This is a genomic window from Enterobacter sp. Sphag1F, from assembly GCF_014193275.1.
Classification (GTDB): domain Bacteria; phylum Pseudomonadota; class Gammaproteobacteria; order Enterobacterales; family Enterobacteriaceae; genus Pantoea; species Pantoea symbiotica.
This window is the reverse complement of the sequence record NZ_JACHZD010000004.1, coordinates 252,375-273,900: the sequence shown is the minus strand read 5'-3', so window position 1 is coordinate 273,900 and position 21,526 is coordinate 252,375. Positions and strand designations below refer to the sequence as shown.

Annotated in this window: 17 protein-coding genes; 4 read left to right on the top strand and 13 right to left on the bottom strand. The window is 56.6% G+C overall.

Translation table 11 applies throughout. The features are described 5' to 3' along the window. Positions 1–242: 242 nt before the first annotated feature. Entirely contained in the window at positions 243–1,346 is a 1,104-nt protein-coding gene (locus tag FHW71_RS14805; RefSeq protein ID WP_179452143.1) for a M20 peptidase aminoacylase family protein, read from the bottom strand. Positions 1,347–1,584: 238 nt separating this feature from the next. Between FHW71_RS14805 and ftnA the strand changes: the two genes are divergently transcribed. Next, entirely contained in the window at positions 1,585–2,091 is a 507-nt protein-coding gene (gene ftnA / locus FHW71_RS14800; RefSeq protein ID WP_008103301.1) for a non-heme ferritin, read from the top strand. A gap of 102 nt (positions 2,092–2,193) precedes the next feature. Here the strand turns inward: ftnA and FHW71_RS14795 are convergent, their stop codons facing one another. The 5 genes from FHW71_RS14795 to FHW71_RS14775 form a co-directional block, all read right to left on the bottom strand. After that, positions 2,194–5,037, bottom strand: coding sequence for a bifunctional diguanylate cyclase/phosphodiesterase (locus FHW71_RS14795; RefSeq protein ID WP_179452142.1), 2,844 nt, complete (start codon positions 5,035–5,037; stop codon positions 2,194–2,196). 202 nt (positions 5,038–5,239) lie between these two features. After that, positions 5,240–6,976: an iron ABC transporter permease gene (locus tag FHW71_RS14790; RefSeq protein WP_179452141.1), complete on the bottom strand. Its 1,737-nt coding sequence runs from the start codon at positions 6,974–6,976 to the stop codon at positions 5,240–5,242. Positions 6,977–6,978: 2 nt separating this feature from the next. Next, positions 6,979–7,968, bottom strand: coding sequence for an ABC transporter substrate-binding protein (locus FHW71_RS14785; protein ID WP_179452140.1), 990 nt, complete (start codon positions 7,966–7,968; stop codon positions 6,979–6,981). 25 nt (positions 7,969–7,993) lie between these two features. Next, on the bottom strand, positions 7,994–9,061 hold the full coding sequence (locus tag FHW71_RS14780; protein ID WP_179452139.1) for an ABC transporter ATP-binding protein: 1,068 nt from the start codon (positions 9,059–9,061) through the stop codon (positions 7,994–7,996). Between the two features lie 274 nt (positions 9,062–9,335). Then, positions 9,336–11,036: a lysophospholipid acyltransferase family protein gene (locus FHW71_RS14775; protein WP_179452138.1), complete on the bottom strand. Its 1,701-nt coding sequence runs from the start codon at positions 11,034–11,036 to the stop codon at positions 9,336–9,338. Positions 11,037–11,257: 221 nt separating this feature from the next. Between FHW71_RS14775 and FHW71_RS14770 the strand changes: the two genes are divergently transcribed. Beyond that, positions 11,258–11,926: a response regulator transcription factor gene (locus FHW71_RS14770; RefSeq protein ID WP_286176251.1), complete on the top strand. Its 669-nt coding sequence runs from the start codon at positions 11,258–11,260 to the stop codon at positions 11,924–11,926. A gap of 34 nt (positions 11,927–11,960) precedes the next feature. Here FHW71_RS14770 and FHW71_RS14765 read toward each other — a convergent pair whose 3' ends face one another. From FHW71_RS14765 to FHW71_RS14740, 6 genes are all read right to left on the bottom strand, one after another. Continuing rightward, positions 11,961–12,665 (bottom strand): proteasome-type protease, encoded by a 705-nt coding sequence (locus FHW71_RS14765; protein WP_179452137.1) that lies wholly within the window; start codon positions 12,663–12,665, stop codon positions 11,961–11,963. Positions 12,666–12,682: 17 nt separating this feature from the next. Next, on the bottom strand, positions 12,683–13,483 hold the full coding sequence (locus FHW71_RS14760; protein WP_008103316.1) for a transglutaminase family protein: 801 nt from the start codon (positions 13,481–13,483) through the stop codon (positions 12,683–12,685). Next, on the bottom strand, positions 13,480–14,409 hold the full coding sequence (locus tag FHW71_RS14755) for an alpha-E domain-containing protein (RefSeq protein ID WP_154155150.1): 930 nt from the start codon (positions 14,407–14,409) through the stop codon (positions 13,480–13,482). Before FHW71_RS14755 ends, FHW71_RS14760 begins: the two co-directional genes overlap by 4 nt. Beyond that, entirely contained in the window at positions 14,403–15,842 is a 1,440-nt protein-coding gene (locus FHW71_RS14750; protein WP_008103320.1) for a circularly permuted type 2 ATP-grasp protein, read from the bottom strand. Before FHW71_RS14750 ends, FHW71_RS14755 begins: the two co-directional genes overlap by 7 nt. 112 nt (positions 15,843–15,954) lie before the next feature. Then, positions 15,955–16,569 carry a cupin domain-containing protein gene (locus FHW71_RS14745; RefSeq protein WP_179452136.1) on the bottom strand — a complete coding sequence of 205 codons (615 nt, stop codon included), beginning with the start codon at positions 16,567–16,569 and terminating at the stop codon, positions 15,955–15,957. Between the two features lie 268 nt (positions 16,570–16,837). After that, positions 16,838–17,719 (bottom strand): flagellar motor protein MotB, encoded by an 882-nt coding sequence (locus FHW71_RS14740; protein ID WP_238541696.1) that lies wholly within the window; start codon positions 17,717–17,719, stop codon positions 16,838–16,840. Between FHW71_RS14740 and FHW71_RS14735 the strand changes: the two genes are divergently transcribed. Further along, entirely contained in the window at positions 17,712–19,424 is a 1,713-nt protein-coding gene (locus tag FHW71_RS14735) for an FHIPEP family type III secretion protein (RefSeq protein WP_008103327.1), read from the top strand. The genes FHW71_RS14740 and FHW71_RS14735 overlap by 8 nt on opposite strands. A gap of 185 nt (positions 19,425–19,609) precedes the next feature. Next, entirely contained in the window at positions 19,610–20,092 is a 483-nt protein-coding gene (locus FHW71_RS14730) for a YlaC family protein (RefSeq protein WP_008103330.1), read from the top strand. Here FHW71_RS14730 and FHW71_RS14725 read toward each other — a convergent pair. After that, entirely contained in the window at positions 20,089–21,501 is a 1,413-nt protein-coding gene (locus FHW71_RS14725; protein ID WP_179452135.1) for a PLP-dependent aminotransferase family protein, read from the bottom strand. The genes FHW71_RS14730 and FHW71_RS14725 overlap by 4 nt on opposite strands. Between the last annotated feature and the right edge of the window lie 25 nt (positions 21,502–21,526).

Below are 21,526 nucleotides of genomic sequence, written 5' to 3'. Positions count from 1 at the left end.
AGGGCAACACGCGGGCGGCGCGCTGCGAATAAATCGTTTCGGGGTCATTCCGCAGGATAACGCGGCCAATGGCGACGCAGTGGCGTCAGTTCACAGCAAGAGGTGTGCGATCTACATTGGCGGCAGTTCCGATTATCCCGGCAGCATTGAGGCGGCATAGCATACAATATTTCACCGAAGGGGGAAATCGCCGCATAGTGTTGCCCTTGTAGGGCCGCCATTCATGGCGACCGACTCACATTTCAGCCCAACACCCGCACCACCGCCGCTTTAAAGATCTTCACGCCAATCTCCAGCGAGCTCAGCTCAAAGCGCATCTCAGGATGATGCAGGCCCGGCACCAGATTGGTTCCTAATCCCCAGAAACCGGCTTTCACCTGCGGATTTTTCACCGGATAATAGAAGAAATCTTCGCTGCCCGGCGTGGTTTTGGTATCCAGCAAACCTTCTTCACCCAGCACATCGACAATCGCCGCACGAATCACCGCCGTGGCCTCTTCATGAATTTCTGCTGCCGGCATCTCTTTCAGCACCACCACGTCAGCCGTGGCACCCAACGCCGCCACGCTGTGCTGAATCGCCAGCGTCACTTTCTCTTTCAGCACATCCATTGGCGCGTTTTCCTGCGAACGCAAATCCCATACCACGCGCGCCTCATCCGGCACCGAGTTGGTCACGCCCGCGTCGCACAGGAAGCGCGTGGCTTTCACGCTCCAGGTCAAACCCGGCGGCAGATGGATGGCGTTGACGGCCTGCACCGCTTGCACTGCCGCATCCAGCGCGTTAACGCCCAAATGCGGACGCGCTGCATGCGCCGGCGCGCCTTTGATGGTGGCTTCCAGCGTGCTGCAGGCGGAGTAGATCACCGCTGGCGTCGCCTGCCCAACATGGCACTCTTCCAGCGGACGCACATGGAAGCCGAGAATCATCTCCACATCCTCCAGCGCGCCGCCCTCAATCATCGCCAGCGCGCCGGCACCGAGTTCTTCCGCTGGCTGGAACAGCAGCTTCAGCCGCCCTTTCTTGATCGCGCCCTCTTTCAGCAGCTCTTGCGCCGCCGTTAGCACCACCGACGAATGGCCATCGTGGCCGCAGGTGTGACGCGCACACGCCACGCCGTCAATGATATGACCGAGCGCATCCATATCCGCACGCAGCGCCAGCACCGGACCGGGCACGCCGCTGTCGATTTCCGCCACGATTCCAGTGGTGTTATTGATGCCGCGCGTCACCTTAATTCCGGCGCTTTCCAGCTGATCGGCAATATAAGCAGAGGTTTTGAATTCCTGAAAACCCAGCTCGGGAATTTCATGCAGAAAATGGTAATGCTCTAAGACGTTCGACACCGCTAAGCTCCTGACAAGTAAAGGCAAGCCTCAGCATCGCCCGATGTGCAGCTATAATCAATCCAGCGTGAATGAAAATTAGTCAAAAGTGAGAACTCTTCGCATTCAACATGTGGAATAATTCCATTTACAATCAATAAGATAAATTCAACTTTTTTAAGGAAAGTCCTTCACAAAAAAGTATAGATTGATGCATAATTCGCCGTACTTCACCTGACAAATTAAAAAGGACTCAGCCATGTTAACTGCTGAAATGACCTCGCGTTTAAACGACCAACTGAACCTCGAATTCTTCTCTGCCAACCTGTATCTGCAGATGAGCGCCTGGTGCAGCGATAAAGGCTATGAAGGCGCCTCTTCATTCCTGAAAATGCATTCTCGTGAAGAGATGCAGCACATGCAGAAGCTGTTTGATTACGTCAGCGATGCCGGTGCTTTGCCGGTACTGGGCAGCATTGCGGCTCCGGCCATTAGCTGGACGTCACTGAACGACGTGCTGGAAGAAGCGCTGAAGCATGAGCAGCTGATCACCAAAAAAATCAACGAGCTGGTGCACACCGCATTGACCACGCAGGATTACTCAACCTTCAACTTCCTGCAGTGGTACGTTGCCGAGCAGCATGAAGAAGAGAAGCTGTTCAAAACTGTGCTGGATAAACTGGCGATGGTCGGCACCAAAGGCGAAGGCCTGTTCCTGGTGGATAAAGATCTCGGCCACATGTCTGTCGACGGCCACGGCGCATAATAATAAAGATTACACACAGCAAAACAGAGAACGCCCGACATGTCGGGCGTTTTTTGATGCATTTCGTAGGGTCGCCATTTATGGCGACCGAGACCAACGCATTTACTCCAACTCTTTCAAGCGCAATTCCGATGGCTGCGGACGGCCAAAGAAATAACCCTGGAACAGCGTACAACCCTCTTCACGCAGCTTGGCGTACTGCTCGCCGCTCTCCACGCCTTCGGCGGTGATCTGAATATCGAGGCTACGACTCATACCAGTAATGGCGCGGATAATCGCCAGCGCCTCGCGGCTGTCGCCCATATCGTTAATGAACGACTTGTCGATTTTGATCTTGTCGAACGGGAACGAACGCAAATAGCTAAGCGATGAGTAGCCGGTACCGAAATCATCCAGCGCAATTTGCACGCCAAGGGTTTTCAAACTTTGCAATGTGCGGATATTACCGAGCGTATCGTCCAGCAGCACCGATTCGGTGATCTCCACTTCCAGCCGATGCGGCGCCAGCCCCGATTCACGCAGCGCGCCTTCCACCACGGATACCAGCGAGCTGTTCTTAAACTGCAGCGGCGACAGGTTTACCGACACCGATTGTTCGGTGTTCCAGCTTTGCGCTTCGCGGCAGGCTTCGTACAGCGCGTAGGCGCCGAGCATATGAATCAAGCCGGTCTCTTCGGCGATCGGGATAAAATCGTTCGGCATAATCAGCCCTTTAATCGGGTGATGCCAGCGCATTAGCGCTTCATAGCCGATGATGCCCTTCTCGTCGGTGATCGGTTGATAATAGAGTTTGAGCTGACGACCGGAGATCGCATCACGCAGATCGTTCTCAATCACGCGACGACTGCGCGCCTGATCGTCCATTTCAATGGTGAAGTGTTCGAAGCGGTTGCGGCCATTACGTTTCGCTTCATACAGCGCCATATCGGCACAGCGCAGCATATGTTCCGGCGTGTTGGTGGCTTGCGAGGTGAGCGCGATACCGACGCTCAAGCCCACCGACAGGTTATGTCCTTCAACGTTAATCGGCGGACGGATTCCCTCGATCAGCCGCTGCGCCACCACCGCTGCTTCATCGGCAGAACGGACATTGGGCAGCACGATGGCAAACTCGTCGCCGCCAATACGCGCCAGCGTATCATGGTCGCGCAGCGCGCTGCGCAGGCGCTTCGCCACCACGCGCAGCAGGTCATCACCAATCTGGTGGCCGAGCGCATCGTTGACGTTTTTGAAGTTATCGAGATCGAGACACAGCGTGGCGCTGACCTGGTTATTCTGATTATCCACGCGCAGCGCTTCACTCAGTTTCTGGCGGAACAGCACGCGGTTCGGCAGGCTGGTGAGATTATCGTGATGCGCCATGTGACGGATGCGCGCATCGGCTTCGCGCTGGTCGGTCACGTCCTCGACAATCAGCATCACGTAGTTCTGACGCATATCTTTGCCGCTGATGGTGGTGGCACGCGTATGCAAAATACGCTCGCCGCCGGCGGTCAGCAGCAGCTGTTCGCGTGAGTGAATACCTTCGCTGCGCAGCGCCACATCCGCCAGGCTATTGAAGTAATCGCCCAGTTCCGCCGACATACATTCGTGCGGGCGTTTATGCATGATCAGCGCTTTGTTGACGCCAAACAGCTGCTCGGCTTTGTCATTCACCATCAGGATTTCACGGCTGATGGCATCTTCCACAATCACGCACGATGGAATATTGCTGATGATGGTGTCGAGAAAGCCCGACAGCTCCGACATTTTCGCACTCTGCGACTGCGCCAGATCGCGCGCGCGCAGCAGCTGCTGTTCGTTCTCACGGCGTTCAGTGATATCGCGGGTAATTTTGGCAAAACCGATCATTTTGCCGCTCTCATCCCGGATTGCCTCAATGACGACATGCGCCCAAAAAGCCGAGCCATCTTTGCGGTAGCGCCAGCCCTCATCTTCGAAACGGCCGGTTTTCAACGCAATGCCAAGGTTGGCTTCGGGCGCGTTGGCATTACGTTCCGCTGAACTGTAAAACACCGAAAAGTGCTGGCCGACAATCTCGTCAGCCACATAACCTTTGGCGCGCTGCGCCCCGTTGTTCCAGTTCACCACGCGGCCCTGCACATCCAGCATATAGATGGCGTAATCGCGCACCCCTTCCACCAGCAGGCGGAAATTCTTCTCCTGCTCGTGCTGTTTACGCAGCAGCGCCTGCTGTTCGGTGCAGTCGCGGGTAATTTTGGCGTAACCGATCAACTTGCCCGCATCATCGCGGATCGCATCAATGATGACATGCGCCCAAAACGCGCTGCCATCTTTGCGGTAACGGTAGCCTTCGTCTTCGAAACGACCGGTTTTAAAGGCGGTAGTGAGGTTTTTTTCCGGGATATGGTTTAGTCGATCCTGCGCGCTGTAGAAGCGTGAGAAGTGCTGTCCAACGATCTCTTCGGCCACGTAGCCCTTCGCGCGCTGTGCGCCTACGTTCCAATTTTCAACGTTGCCGTCCAAATCGAGCATATAGATGGCGTAATCGCTAACGCCTTCCACCAGCATGCGGAAACGCTGTTCCTGCTCACGCTGTTTGCGCTGTTGCTCCTGCTGCTCGGTGCAGTCGCGGGTGATTTTGGCAAAGCCCAGCAGCTCACCAAATTCATCGCGGATGGCGTCGATCACCACATGCGCCCAAAACGCGCTGCCATCTTTACGATAGCGCCAGCCTTCGGTTTCGAAGCGTCCGGTCGCCGTCGCCGTCGCCAGCCCGCGCTGCGGCGCGCCGTTTTTACGATCCTCTTCGCTGTAAAACAGCGCAAAATTCTTCCCCACGATTTCATCGGGCGTGTAGCCTTTGGCACGCTGCGCGCCGGCGTTCCAGTTCGCCACGGTGCCATCGGGTTTGAGCATGTAAATGGCGTAATCCACCACGCTCTGTACCAAAAGTCGGTACATGACGTCAGAGTTATTATTCATTGTTATTCGCCTATTGCTGGCCTGGTATCGTCGAGACTATTAAGAAAATTCTTAATTATCGTGCAGACTTAAGCGCAAATACGCAGCGCTGACAAGCGCTATTCATCCGCAGACAAATGTTGGTAGGTAAGTTATCGGCAGTGGCGAGAAAATGTTCAGCGGAATACTTCATAAATCATCATGCGTTGACGGCATGCTGCCGTTACGCTTGCCACGGCAAAATGCCGTGCGGCAGGCGTCGGGTCAGGCGAGTCGCCAGCGCCATTAATAAGCACACCACCACAATCATCAGGCAGCCGACCGCCGCAGCCAGCGAAGCGGATCCACCTTCATCGAGAAACACGATGGTCGGTCCGATGGTTTGCGTTTGCGAGGTAACAAGCAATACCGAAACCTGGATTTCATTCAGCGCGGTAAGAAACACCAGTACGCTGCCCGCCAGCGCGGACGGTGCCGCCAGCGGCAGCAAGATATCGCGCATGCGGCGCAGAAAACCGGCACCGCTCAAGCGTGCGGCTTCATCCAGTGCCGGTTCCAATTGGGCAAATCCGGCCAGCGTGGGGCGCAGCACCAGCGCGAGAAAGTTCGCCAGATAGGCGGCGAGGATGATCCACACGGTGCCATACAGCGAAACGTTGACGATCGGCAGCGGACGCAGGAAGAACAACATTGCCGCCACGCCGGTGACAATGCCCGGCAGCGCATAGGTGAGTTCACTCGCCAGCCACAAACCGCGCACCAGTTTGGTACGCCGCCAGCTGAGGAAGTAGGCAAGAAACAGCGCGCAAACCGTCAAAATCAGCGCCGCCAGCGTGGTCAATCCGAGGCTGGTGAGAAAAGCGTGCCGCACCGCCGGATAACCCCACAAGGCGGCGCGGAAGTTCTCCAGCGTCAGCGTTTGCCAGCTGAGCGCCTGACCAAAACCGCTGGTGAGCGCGGTGATCAGCAGCGCGCTGAGCGGTAACAGCAAAGTTAGCGCCATCCACAGCCAGGCGACGCCTTCAATCGCCACACGCCCGCGCCCCAGCGATTGCTGCCACAAACGCGGCGCGCCGTTGACGCGCACATCATGGCGTCCTCCTAGCCAGGCGCTGGCCGCCATGCCCGCCAGCGTGATCACCGCAATCAATAACGCATATACCGCCGTGTTCGGCAGCGCGCCTGGGCCAATGCCATTCAGCTGCTGATACACCAGCGTGATCAGCGTGGGCACGCGTGCCGGAATCCCCAACATCGCCTGAATACCGAAGTTGCCCGCCGCCGCGACAAAGGTCAGCGCGGCTCCGGCAAAGATCGCCGGGCGCGCCAGCGGCAGCACAATGGTGAACAGGATGCGTGCGCGAGACGCCCCGCTGGCCTGCGCCGCTTCCACCAAATCGGCAGGCAAACGGCGCAGACCGGCGCGTACGGTGAGAAACACCAGCGGCGCATTGTGCGTACCAAGCAGCAGCACAATGCCGGTTAAGGAGTAAAGCGGCTGTTCGCCGGGCGCAAACCACGGCAATCCAAGCGTGGCGAACAGCAGCGCCAGCGGACTGCTCGGTGCCAGCGCCTGCAGCCAGGCCAGCGCAGTCACCTGCGGCGGAATCATCAGCGGCAGGATAAACGCAAACACCCACGCGGTTTTAGCGCGCAGATCGCTGAGCGCCACCAGCCATGCAGCGGCGGTGCCGAGCACCACGGAAATCAGGGTAGAACTGAGCGCGATGAGCAAAGTATTGCCGCTGGCGATCAATACACGATCGCTTGCCAGCAGGCGCGTTAAGCGCGTGATGTCCGGCACGCCATTGGGCGCGATGGCGGTCCACACCAGTCGCATCAATGGTGCCACCGACAGCAAACCAATCAGCAGCACCATCAGCGCCAGAATTAATCGTTCGCTGTTAACGCGCGGCGCTTTGCGCGCCGCGCTACGCCATTCATTGCTCAACACGCTCATGCTTAGCCGCCGAACAGCGCGGTGAACTGATCGCGCACTGCCGCATCTTCTTTAATCGCTTTCGCCACGTCCGGCGACAGCAGCTTGATTTTATTGATCGGGGTGAAGCCTTCCGGTGCTGAGACGCGGTCATCCACCGGACGGTTGCCCTGCTCGACAACCAGCTTCTGGCCTTGCTCGGAGAGCATAAAATTGACAAAGGCTTTGGCGGCCGGCAAGTTGTGCGCGGTTTTCATGATGGCAACCGGCTCGGTGACATAGGAAACGCCCTCTTTCGGATAGACCAGATCCACCGGCGAACCCTTTTTCTTCGCCAGAATCACGTCGGCGTCGGTGATGATGCCGTATTTATCCAGCCCGCTGGCGACCGCTTTCAGCGCCGGGCCGTTGCCGCCCTGCGGCGCTACACCGATAGCCGCCAGCTTCTTATAGAAGCTCCAGCCAATCGACGGCGTGTTGATATCGGTGTGCAGCTTGTAGAGCGCCGCGCCGGAGTAGAGCGGGCTTGGCACCGCAATCTGCCCTTTATTGGCTTCCACCGCCAGCGCGTTCCAGCTATCAATCGGCTGCGCGTGCTGGGTGTTGTAGGCAATCACCGTGGCGATGATTTTGGTGCCGAAGAAGGTTTTGTCTTTGTCGTAGAACGACGGATTGATGTGGCTGAGTGGCGCATCGCTGTAGCTATAAAGATGGTTTTCGTTTTTCAGCGCGCCAAGGTTGATGGCGTCGGCAATCAGCAGCACATCCGGCTTGGCTTCGCCGCTCATCATTTCGGTGCGCAGCACGTTCATTAACTGCGTGGTGCCGTTGCGCGTCCACTCGACCTGCACATTGGGATAGGCGGCTTTGAAGGCATCCATGGTTTGCTGGGCAATTTCCGGTGCCTGCGAGGTGTAAACCACCAATTTTCCCGCCGGTGCCTCATCGGCAAGGCTGGCGGCAGAAACGAATAATCCACTGGCTAACATCAACACGTTGAGCGACGTACGCATAGCATTTCCCTGAAGGTTTAAGAAGTTAAGAAGGAAGAATCCAGCCGTCGCGCAGCGCCACACCAACAGTGGCGTCGACAGCGGGTAAAGGTTGATCGGCCAGCAGCAGCGTAATGCTGCACTCCGGCGCATCCAGCGGAACCACATTCAGTTGGTGATGGCCGCCGCGATAGATCACCCGCTGCACGCGTGCGACAAACTGCGGTTCGCCCGGCGCGGCTAAGTGGAAATCGACTGCATGAAAACTGGCTTGCGCCTGCGGCTGCGGGCGTTGATCCAGCGCGCAGCGCAACGGCACGCGCAGGCCGCACAGCGTGGCAAAGGCGCGGCCATCGCCAAGCGGCTCGATATCGCTGATCGGCAGCACTTTGCCGTCATCAATAAAGCGCGCGACCATGGCATTCGCCGGTTCACGCCACAGCGTTTGCGGCGTGGCGAACTGCATCACGCGGCCGGCATCCATCACCACGATGCGATCGGCAAGCGCCATCGCTTCATGCTGATCGTGGGTGATGTAGAGCAAGGTGGCGCGGCTGTGATGATGGAAGCGGCGAAACTCCTCTTCCATGGTGGCGCGCAGGTGGACATCGAGGTTGGCGAGCGGCTCATCGAGCAAAACCAGCGTTGGCTGCGCCACTAAACAACGCGCCAGCGCCACACGCTGACGCTGGCCGCCGGAGAGATCGGCAGGACGACGTGCGGCGAACGCTTCTAATCCCACCAGCTCCAGCGCCTGCTGCGTGCGGCGCTCGCGATCGGCACGCGCTACACCGTTAACTTTCAGGCTGTAGGAGACATTTTCCGCCACCGTCATATGCGGCCACAGTGCGTAGCTCTGGAATACCACGCCAAGCTGGCGATCTTCCGGCGGCAGATGCACGCCCGGCGCGGCGAAGCAGCGATCGCCAACGTGAATTTCTCCGCCATCGGCGGTTTCAAATCCGGCCAGCAGGCGCAGCAAGGTGGTTTTGCCGCAGCCCGACGGCCCCAATACGGCGATGAATTCTCCCTGCGCAATCTGCAGCGAGATGTCTTGCAATACCGGCTGCGCCGCAAAGGATTTGCGCAGCCCGCGCAGTGTGATTGATGCCATGTTTCTGGCCTTTCGCTAACAGTCCGGCTAAGACCCTACGACACTGTGATGACGATTCCATGACATTGGGCCAGGTCGCCATAAATGGCGCCCCTACAAATGCATGCTTCAAACCAGGTCGCCATAAATGGCGACCCTACAAATGCTCGGGCCCCGTCGTAGGGTCGCCATTTATGGCGACCGATTCACACAATGCAACCAACCAGGTCGCCATAAATGGCGACCCTACAAATGCTGGGATCCCGTCGTAGGGTCGCCATTTATGGCGACCGATTCACAGGTGCATGCCGATATAGCGCTCATAACGCGCAGGCTTTACCCGTGTAAGATCCACCAGCACCAAACCATCGATACAGTTGTTGAAATCGGGATCGCTGCCGAAATCAATAAACTGCACGCCGCCCGGCTCGCACACCTCGGAATATTGCTTGTAGAGCGTCGGAATGGCGGTACCGAGATTCGCCAGCAGATGCTTCAACCGCCGTAAATCTTCGCTGTAGTTATCGCCGGTGAACTGCGCCAGCACTTCCGGCAGCGAAGCCGGATAAGGGCGGCGCGAGGTGGCCAGCGGCAGTTCGGTAGGGAAATACATGCGATAGAACGCCACCAGCAGATCGCGCGCCGCCAGCGGCATGCCGCCCGAGATCGAGACCGGACCAAACAGATAGCGGGTTTCGGGATACCTGGCGATGTAGGCACCAATGCCCATCCACAAATAATCGAGCCCGCGTTTACCCCAATAGGCGGGTTGAATAAAACTGCGGCCCAGCTCCAGACCTTGATTGATGATCGGCAACATGCGCTCGTCGTAGTGGAACAGGCTGTCGCTATAAATACCTTCCAGCCCACGGCGCTCCAGCTGCTCAGCGCCGGGAATAAAGCGATAGGCACCGACGATCTCCAGCGCATCGTCATCCCACAGAATCAGGTGATAGTAATCGTCATCATATTTGTCGAGGTCGCGACGACGCCCGCTGCCCTCGCCCACTGCGCGGAACGCCACTTCGCGTAAACGTCCAAGCTCACGCAGCAACGGCACCCAACTGGCGCCGTTACGTCGCCACAGGTAGATCTGCTTGCCATCCGGCAGCGTGCCGAGTCGCTCGCTCTCAATTAACGCTTTTTTCAGCTCGGCGCGATCTTCCGGACGCGCAATCGCCGCTTCGGTCTGGAACAGGCCGCGCCGCCCTTGTCCAATGCGATACAGATGTTTGCGCAGCCGCTTCGCCAGCTCTTTGCCCGGCGTGTGGCCATCATGCCAGTTGGCAAACGGGATCTGCTCGCCGATGTGCAGCTTGATGCGCGCACCGCGCTGGCGAAACATTTCGCGCACCAACATCAGTAACGCCAGCGGCGAGGCAATTTTGGCAGCGGCGTAGAACGCCAGGCTGTTGCGCCCGACTACGTGCACCGGCACGATCGGCGCGCGAGCGCGGGCGGCGAGACGTAAGAAGCTGTGATGCCAGTGACGATCGCGCACGCCACGGCTGGAAAGGCGCGACACTTCGCCCGCTGGGAAGATGATCAGCACGCCCTGATTATCGAGATGCTGCTGCATGTGCGTCAGCTGTTCGCGGCTGGTGCGGTTGCCCATGTTATCCACCGGCAGCATCATGTTGTTGATCGGTTCCAGCATCATCAACATGCGGTTGGCAACAATTTTCACATCGCGCCGCACCTGCGAAACCGCCGCCAACAGCGCTAAACCATCCAGCGCACCGAGCGGATGATTAGCAACAATCACCACCGGGCCGCGCGTTGGGATCTGCTCTAAATCGCGTTCGCTCAGTTCACAACGCACATCCAGGTGCTCCAGCACTTGCTCCACCATATCCACGCCTTTGAGATGGCGATAGCGGGCGGCAAACGCCTGGAATTCATGTTCGCGAACCGCCCATTTCAGGGCTCTTTTCTGCCAGTTCGCCGGTTGATGGCCAGGCCAGTAAGTATCGAGAAGCTGATCAACTGAAAACATCATTCACCTTTTATGCGCAGCGGTTTATCGCCTCGACGTTAAAACGGCTTGTTTTCAGATTTATGACTGCCGCCCAGTAAGAATGGATAAATCAGCAAGGCGCATTGTTCTAACGCATAAAAACCATCGATTGATCTTAAAAGGAGAAATTCAAGACATGGCTTAAATCTTAATGTTAAGCCCCGTGAATTAATCTGGTCACACCTCTGGTTGTGTTTTTTATGAGTGTTTTAACCCTTGGGTTTTTTCTTTTTTTCTGGGCTACACATATGATTCATTCGGTATTTATTGTTGATGACCATCCGCTAATCTGTGCGGGTATTCAGGCACTATTAGATTCTTATCACTATGCAATTGTCGGCATTGCGCAGAAAGGAGATTTACTGATTACCGAGTTACACCAAATGCGTCCGGACGTTTTACTGCTTGATCTCACCATGCCCGGTCGTGCCGGTATTCCGCTGATTGCGGATATCAAGCGCGCGATGCCAGAACAGAAAATCATCGTATTTACTGCGTCAGAAAGCCTTTTTTATCAACGATGTTGCTTGCAATTAGGCGTTGAAGGTTATGTCTACAAGCGCGGGAATTTAGACACGCTGATTACCGCAATAAAAGAAGTGGAACACGGCAAACGTTTTTATCCCGTAACCCATGCCGCTGCTGATGCCGGCGAATTGATTGAAAGCGAGAAATTGATGAGCCTGACGCGACGTGAATTGATTGTTTTAGTCAAACTCGCGTCGGGAATGAGTAATAAAGAGATCGCTTCACAATTGCAGCTCAGCAGTAAAACTGTGAGTACCTATAAAATAAAAATCCTGCGCAAATTAGGATTGAAAGGGATTAGCGGAATTAATATGACTGCGAAGATGAATGAGTTGGTGTAAATGGGCAGGTCGCCATTAATGGCGACCCTACTGATTAGAGCTTTAACGGCGGCAGCTGTGAAAAGACACTTAACAGGCCTTTACTCCACAACTGACGGATCTGTGAAAAATAGGGATGCTGTTCGGTGATGTGATATTGCTCGCTGTCGCTAAAACTGTCGGTGCGATAGACCATCACATCCAGCGGCAAGCCCACCGAAATATTACTCGCCAGCGTCGAATCCATCGAAATCAACGCGCACTGCATCGCCTGACTCAGCGGCGTTTCGTAACGCAGCACGCGATCAATGATCGGTTTACCGTACTTGCTTTCACCAATCTGAAAATACGGCGTATCCACACTGGCTTCGATGAAGTTGCCCTGCGGGTAGATCTGGAACAGTCGCGGCTCCTCGCCGCGAATCTGCCCGCCCAGCAGCAGCGTGCCGCCAAACTCTTCGCCATCACGCTTGATCACCTCGCGCAGCGTTTCGCCCACCATCAGCGCAATGTCATACAGCGATCGTCCATTCAGCAAATTCGGTTGATCGCTATCGCCGTTGTTGCGTCGCAGCAGGCTCAGCACGCTCTGCGTGGTGGCCAGATTGCCGGCACTTTGCAGCACCAGCGTGCGTTCATCATCGACCTGAAACACATGCAATTTGCGGAACGAGGAAATATGATCAACGCCCGCATTGGTGCGTGAATCGGATACAAAAATCATCCCTGACGATAAACGCATTGCCACACAATAAGTCATAGTCACGCCTGTTCTGATTACTGCTGCGCATGCACCTGAAGCACCGCAGCCACCGCCAGCATATCTTCACCGCCGCCGCCCAGCCGCATACCGCGCACCGGACACGCATCAAGATAATCCACGCCGACCGCCAGGCGTAAATGCTGGCGCGTGCTGCGGGTATTATTGGTGATATCAAAGCTGTGCCAACTGCCATCCAGCCAGGCTTCAACCCAGGCGTGAGTGGCGACGTGCTCAACGTTTTCAGTATAGAGATAGCCGCTTACATAGCGCGCCGGAATCCCCAGACTACGACAGCAGGCGAGAAACACGTGACTGTGATCCTGGCAAACGCCGCTGCCGGCGGCAAATACTTTCGTGGCGGCATCAGTAACCAAGGTGCTACCGGGACGATACGGCATCTTCAGCAGCAGTTCATCCATGAGTTTTTCCAGGCTGGCCAGCGGTTTTTCCGGTCGCCAGTAGCGCTTGGCGAACTCACGAATCTCACCGTCAGGCTGCGTCAGCGGCGACGAGCGCAGAAACACCAACGGCGACAATAACGATTCCGGATCGGGTGCCCATTCGCCATCATCAAGGATCTCCACCACGCCGCGCGCGGCGATATCCAACTGCTGATGCGGCGTATCCAGCGTCAGCACATGCATCACATTGCCGTAGGCATCCTGGGTGCAGGTGGCTTCACACGGCAGCTCGAGATCCCACGAGATTATCTGCTGATGCACCGAATTTTGCGGCGTCAGGCGCAGATATTGGGTGCTGAGTGTCACCTGATGTTCATAGGCGTAACGGGTTTTATGCTCGATGTTCAGTCTCATTTCGCCTCCAGATAGGTGTGATTGATGCTCTCTGCCAGCGCATTCAGGCGCGTCAGGAATTCATTGAGCCAGTGATACAAGCCTTCCTGAGTCAGGCTTTCCCAGGTACTGAAGCGCATCTCGGCCAGCAGCACGGTGATCAAATAGCGCGGGCGATCTTCGCCGCTGCTGCCGATGTTCTCTAACTGCGTGGCGATCTCATCAATACAGGAGTGCAGCGATCGCGGACTTTCGCTGCGCAGGATCAGCATCTCATTGACCAGATCGGGCAACAGCTGCTGCTTGAAGATGGCGTTGTAAGCTTCACGCGCCGATACCGCGCGCAGCAAGGTGTCGAGGCAATAATATTCGCGCACCGAATCCGACTGCTGCTCCAGCAGTTGCTGATTCACGCTCAGCAAACGCGCGGTGCCGTCGCTGCGCTCCATCAAGGTGCCGATACGGATAAAACTCATCGCATCGCCGCGCAGCAAGGTGCCGAACATCGCGCCACGAAACAGGTGCGAGCGCTCTTTCACCCAATCGAAAAAGGTGTCGGCGTTAGCGCTGGTAATGCCGCGCCGCCGCGTGTTGCGCATCTCAATCCACGTCGAGTTGATGCTCTCCCACACTTCCGACGACAAACTGCCGCGCACCGCATGCGCGTTGTTCCACGCCTCCTGCCAGCAGCTGAAAATGCTGCACGGATTGCGGTCGTCAAGGGCGAAGAAGTTGAACAGCTGCGGCATGGTGAAGCGGCCATTCAGGGTTTCAAACAGTTCCCGTGTGCCGGTGAGATTGAGCGGCAGCAGCAGCTCATCGCCCTGGCTGCCGCGCACCGGCATTAATGACAAACGGTTGGTCACGTCCAACACGCGTGCGAGTTGTTCTGCGCGTTCGAGATAGCGCGCCATCCAATAGAGGCCACTGGCCGTGCGGCTTAGCATGATGCGTCATCCTCCAGAACCCACGTGTCCTTGGTGCCGCCGCCCTGCGACGAGTTCACCACCAGCGAGCCTTCGTTCAGCGCCACGCGGGTTAAACCGCCGGGCACCAGACGAATATCCGCGCCACACAGCGCAAACGGACGCAGATCGATATGGCGCGGCGCGAGGCCGTTGTCGATAAAAGTCGGGCAAGTCGAGAGCGACAGCGTGTCCTGCGCGATGTAGTTTTCTGGTCGCGCTTTGAGGCGGTCGCGGAAATCACTCAGCTCCTGCTGGCTCGCCACCGGCCCAATCAACATGCCGTAACCGCCTGCGCCGTGTACCTCTTTCACCACCATTTTCGCCAGGTTGGCCAGCACATAGGTGAGATCCTGCGGTTTGCGGCATTGCCAGGTCGGCACGTTATTGAGGATCGGATCTTCGTCGAGATAGAAGCGGATCATGTCCGGCACATACGGGTAGATCGATTTGTCATCGGCGACGCCGGTGCCGATCGCGTTCGCCAGCACCACGTTGCCAGATCGATATACCGATAATAAGCCCGGCACGCCGAGCATCGAATCCGGGCGGAACGCCAGCGGATCGAGGAAGGCATCATCCACGCGGCGATAGATCACATCGACTTTGCACGGTCCGGCGGTGGTACGCATCATCACCGCGCCATCTTTCACAAACAGATCGGCGCTCTCCACCAGCTCAACACCCATCTGCTGCGCAAGGAAGCTGTGTTCAAAATAGGCGCTGTTAAAGCGGCCCGGCGTCAGCACTACCACCACCGGATCGTTGACCGGCGAGCTTTCCCGCAGGGTTTGCAGCAGATGCGAGGGATAGCGCTCAACCGGCGCGATGTGCTGCCCGGCGAACAACTCCGGATAAAGGCGCATCATCATCTTGCGGTTCTCCAGCATGTAGGAGACGCCAGACGGCGTGCGCAGATTGTCCTCCAGCACGTAATATTCGCCATCGTTATTGCGCACCATATCCACACCGACAATGTGCGCGTAGATGTTGCGGTGCAGATCGACGCCTTGCATACAGGGCTGATATTGATCGTTCACCAGTACCTGTTCGGCGGGCACGATGCCGGCTTTGAGGATCAGTTGCTGATGATAGATGTCGTGCAGGAAGGCGTTGAGGGCTTGCACGCGCTGGCGAATACCGCGATCGAGCATCGCCCACTCGCTGGCAGGAATAATGCGCGGCACGCTGTCGAAAGGAATTAAACGTTCCGCGCCGCCATCATCACCGTAAACGTTGAAAGTGATGCCGACGCGATGAAACAGCAGTTCCGCCTCTTCACGCTTACGCGCCACTGCCTCTTTGTCCGCCTGTTGTAACCATTCCCAGTATTGCTGGTAGTGAGCGCGGTGTTGGCCATCGCTCAGCAACATCTCATCATAGAAGTGCGATGCTATCTGGTAGCTTTCTTTCATGATTTACCCGGCGCTTGTTTAGAGATATATCTCTCTCCTGCACAAACTGTGCCAGAGGCTTGCCCCCGGCATGCCACACGCGCCGCGTCGATGGAAATGGCTGTTTTGCACTTTACTGGTGCATCAGCTGCTGCGCGATTGGCAGCCAGATCTCCGTCATCGCGCCTTCGCCACCGGTAAAGGGATCGCGGTGCGGCAGTGGAACATGCTGGATTTTCTCCTTCGACGCACGTAAACGCGACGGCTCATCACGCACGGTTTCCGGGGACATGCCTTCAGGATAGGCGCCAACGGTGAAAAAATCCTCTGAGGCAAATACCTGTTTGTGGCCGACGCCCGCGGGGATCAGCACCGCATCGCCTTCACGCAACGTCACCATGCGACCGCTGTCGCCGCCAAACAGTACTTCCGCCCAACCGGCAGCCACGCCCAGCACTTCATGGGTGTTCGGATGGTAATGCGTATACGGGAAGATCGGCGCACGCCACGCGGCGGGCCAGCCGTTGCGAGTAAAGGTTTTTTCAAACCAGGCGGCGCTGTCTTCGGTTGGATTTTCAGCGTCATATGGCACGATGCCTGGCCAGATAATTAGCGGTAGCGGATTATTAGGCACGCCGCCGGAGGGCAGCGATAGCATCAGATGTTGCGGATTGCTGGAGGATCCAGCAGAAAAGGTGCCGGCGGCGAAAGACATCAGTAACAGCAGGCTGGAGTGGTTGGCAGTCATACTCTTTCTCCGGTTAATCATGATGCTTAATTGTGGCTTACCAAAGCGGCATTGCAATGTGCGCCCGGCGACAAAATTCACAAAAAAGAATGATTTAGCTAACTAAAGTCAAATTTATTGGCAACATTATTAACATCGCGTGCGGGGATTAGTGGTCGCCATGAATGGCGCCCCTACGGTGGATCGCTGCACAAATTTCAAACGAAAAAAAACCGGTGGATTTCGCCACCGGCCGAATCAAAAAAAGCGATTCAAAGGCACTGACAGGTTATCGCAGGCGCTCAGCGATGGGTTTCACAACGTTCTCCCCTTCGCGGCCATAAAATTGGAATAAGGTTTCTGCAGCGGCATCGGTTAACACCAGAATTTCGATGCGGCGATTGCGCGCACTCATTGCATCTTCTCTATCCAGCGGCATACGTGAGGCCATTGCATTAACCTGCAACACGCGCTCACTCTCCAGCCCACCACGCTCCAGCGCTCGGCGCGCCGCCAGTGCGCGATCGCCGGACAGATTCCAGTTGTTGTAGGCGGCATTGCCACTGTATTGCGCGGCATCGGTATGCCCGCTGATCATGATTTTGTTATCGATGCGGTTAAACACCGGGCCGAGTTCGGTCAGCAATTTCTGGAAATAAGGTGTCAACACCGCACTGCCGCGTGGAAACATCATGCGCGATTGGTCGTCCTGCACCAGGATGCGCAGGCCTTGCGGCAGGGTTTCCAATGACAGTACATCCTGGGCGTTATAGCTTTTGATGATGTGTTGAATCTGCTGGTACAGTTTCGCCAGCTCAGCATCGGAGCGTGACAGCACGCTATCGAGATGTTCCTGCGGTTTGCCGCCCGATTGCAGCATTTCACCGGCTTTGGCGGTTTCTTCCGCTTTGCTTAGTTCCAGCGTGTCGCCAATCAGCGCATCACTCTTGCCGCCGTGTTGCTCAAACGGGTTGAACGCCGCGCCATCAAAAATTGATGCACCATTCAATTGGGCGACGATCTCTTTACGCTCTTCGACACTCACCGACGCGGTAATCCACAGCACCATAAACAGCGCCATCATCGCCAGGGTGAAGTCGGCAAAAGCAACTTTCCACGCGCCACCGTGATGGCTGTGATTCGCCCTCTTAGCGGCACGTTTGATGATCAACTTCGTGGTGGTGACCAAAGGCGCAGAGCGTATCTCGGAAGTATCAGCGCGCTTTACGCTGGATGCGTTGCCCGGCAAGCAGATGGCGATCGATGCCGATCTCAATGCCGGCTTACTCAATCAGGAACAGGCCGGCCTGCGCCGTAAAGATGTGGCGAACGAGGCCGACTTCTACGGGGCAATGGATGGCGCATCTAAGTTCGTTCGTGGTGATGCCATCGCCGGGATCATGATCCTGCTGATCAACGTGATTGGCGGTATTTTGATTGGTGTGTTCAAGCACGGTTTGCCGGCAGGACAAGCGTTTGAACAGTATGTGTTGCTGACCATTGGTGATGGTTTAGTCGCGCAGATTCCATCGTTACTGCTTTCAACTGCGGCGGCGATTATCGTTACGCGCATCAGCGATGGTGCGGACATGGGCGATGACATTAAGTCTCAGCTGCTGGCAAAGCCGGGAACGCTTTATACCGCAGCAGCCGTCATGTTTGTGCTGGCGATCGTGCCTGGCATGCCACATACGGTGTTTCTGCTGTTCGCCGGTCTGCTGCTGTTCTCCGCCTGGCGTCAGGGCCGTGGAATAAAAGCACCGACCAAAGATCACAACGACATGGATGCCATCCAGCAGGCGCTGGCGCAACCGGAAGATCAGCTGGCAATTGGCTGGGATAATATTCCGATGGTGGAGCCCATTGGCCTGAATCTCGGCTATAAGCTGGTGACGTTGGTGGATAAAGGTAAAGGTGCGCCGCTGACTCAACGGATGCGCGGCGTGCGGCAAGTGGTGTCTGAAACCAGCGGCGTGCTGCTGCCGGAGATCGCCCTGCGTGAGGATTTCCATCTCAAGCCCGCGCAGTATGCAATCAAGATCAACGGTGTACGTACCGCTGTGGGTGAAGTGCATGCCGATCGCCTGATGGCGATCCCCACGCCTGAACAGTATGGCGAGATCGATGGCGTGCTGGATATTGATCCGGCTTACAACATGACGGTGACGTGGATTTTACCCGAGCAGAAGGCGAAGGCGCTTAATCTGGGTTATCAGGTAGTGGATTGCGCCAGCGTGGTAGCAACGCATGTCAATAAAGTGGTGCGCGAGAATCTGCCAGAGTTGTTCAATTATGACGACATCACGCAGCTGCATCAAAGATTGGCGAGCGTGGCACCAAAACTGTCCGACGATCTTAATGCGGCAGTGAATTACAGTTTGCAGCTGAAAGTCTATCGTTTACTGCTCAATGATCAGGTGTCGCTGAAAGACATCACCACCATCGCCACCACCTTGCTGGAAAGCGCGTCGATCACCAAAGATCCGATCCTGCTCTCTTCCGATGTGCGCTTCGCCTTGCGCCGTGCGATGGTGGCGGCGATTGCGCCAGACAATAAACCGCTGTCGGCGTATACGCTGGAGAACAGTCTTGAGAACCTGCTGCTGGCGGCGCTGAATCAGGCGCAGCAAGCCGGCAAAGTGGCGCTGGATAGCTTCCCGGTGGATCCGAATATCCTGACGCAGCTACAAAGCACGCTGCCGGTGATGATGGAGCAGCTGAAAGCGCAGAACCTGACGCAAGTGCTGCTGGTGACGCCGCAGCTGCGTCCGCTGATCGCGCGCTACGCACGTCTGTTTGCAAACGGGCTGAATGTGCTGTCGTATAACGAAGTTCCGGATGATGCGAATTTGCAGATTGTGGGGCAGGTAAGTTAGTAAATGCCTGACCGTTGCATTTTTCGGTCACCATAAATGGCGACCCTACTCATGTTTGATACGGTTTTTGTAGGGTGCGCATTCATGCGCACCTCAACTGTTATAAAAAATCACACCAAATCTGTCTCTAATTCGCTTCACTGTTATGTGCTTTACTGGCAGGCAGTGATAATTAGAGGTGAACAATGGACGCGATCAAACAAATTCTGCTCGACGAAATCGCCACGCTGAACCGCGAAGGACAGCGTGATAATTTGCCGCGCTTTAGCTTTTCCTTCCTCAAAACCCATCCGGGACTCTGGGCCATCATGTATCTGTGCTACGCGCTGTGCGTGGCGCTGATCTTCTCAACCGACATGCTCGGCTGGCCAGCCTTCTGGTTTGCCACGGCGTTTGTGGTGGTGATGAGCGTGCTGATGCTGATGGATATCAACCCGAAATACCGCTTCGAAGATATCGATACGCTGGATCTGCGCGTGTGCTACAACGGCGAGTGGTATTACGTGCAGCCGGTTTCGCAGCAGGCGCTGGACAAAATTCTCGATAATCCGCACACGCCGGATCGCGTGCGCAGCGGCATTGATCGTCTGATGAAGCAGAAAGGTGAAGTGGATTTCTACGACGTCTACTATCTCACCTGGGGCCACCAGCAGGCGGCCCACGTTTAGCCGTTTAGCCTGGCGATCAGTTTTCCCAACGTCTCAACCGCCGCTTCGGCGCGTGCATCCCACGGCCAGGCGGTGTTAAAGCGGAAACAGTGGCTGAAACCTTCGCTGCTGGAAAACAGCTGGCCTGGCGCGATGCTGATCCCCTGCTGCAACGCCAAATGATAGAGCTCTGTGGTGTTGATGTGCGCAGGCAGCGCAACCCAGAGAAAATAGCCGCCCGGCGTGTCGCTGATGCTGGCATCGGCAGGTAATACGCGGCGCAGCGCCTGTTGCGCCAGCTGCTTACGCTTTGCCAGCGTCTGACGCAGCTTCTTTAAATGGGTATCGTAGCTGCGCGTGCTGAGGAAATCGGCGAGCGCCAGCTGCATCGGCGCGCTGGTCGACAGCGTGCTCATCAGCTGAATACGCTGCACGCGCTGCGCGTGTCGTCCTGCTGCCACCCAACCGACGCGAAATCCCGCCACCAGATTCTTCGAAAAACTGCCGCAGTGCAGCACGTTGCCGTCGCGATCAAAGGCTTTGGCCGGCAGCGGCTTGTCAGTGCCTTCATACAGATCGCCATACACATCGTCTTCAATCATCGCTACGTTGTAGCGCGCCAGCAGTGCCACCAGCTGCTGCTTGCGCTCGGCGCTCAGGGTAAAGCCGAGCGGATTTTGTCGGTTGGTCATCAGCCAGCAGGCTTTCACCGGCCAGCGCTGTAGCGCCTGCTCCAGCTCCTGCAGATCCATGCCGTGCTCCACATCGCTGGCGATGGCAATCGCGTTCAGCTTAAGACGTTCAATCGCCTGCAGCGCGCCATAAAACGACGGGTTTTCGAGGATCACCCAATCGCCAGGTTCAGTGACCGCTTGCAGACTCAGATTGAGCGCTTCCATTGCACCGTTAGTGATGACGATGTCATCCGGCGACAGCGTAATGCCCTGCTGCGCATAGCGCTGAGCCAGAATTTTACGCAGCGCTTCATTACCTGGCGGCAGGTTGTTGAGTGCATCGGTGGGCTTCAGGTTGTGTGAGACTTTAACCAGCGAGCGCATCAGCTGGCGCTGCGGGAAGAGTTCAGGATCGGGAAAGGCGGAGCCAAACGGCATGATGGCGGGATTACGCGTGGCTTGCAGCACGTCAAACACGAAGCTGTTGGTATCCGCCTGATCGGTTTTGGCAATCTCCTGGGTTGGCAGCCGAGGACGACTTTCGGCGGCGCGCGGTGCCACGTAGTAACCAGATTGCGGCTTTGAGACGATCCAGCCCTGACTCTCCAGCACTTCATAGGCGTGCATTACCGTCATCAGGCTTAATCCGCTTTGCTCCGCCTGCTGGCGTAACGACGGCAGTTTTTCGCCCGGTGGCCAGATGCGGGCCTCGATTTGCGTGCGAAGCTGCTCCACCAACTGCTGATATTTCGCCACCCTAACTCCGATGTAGAGGATTTGG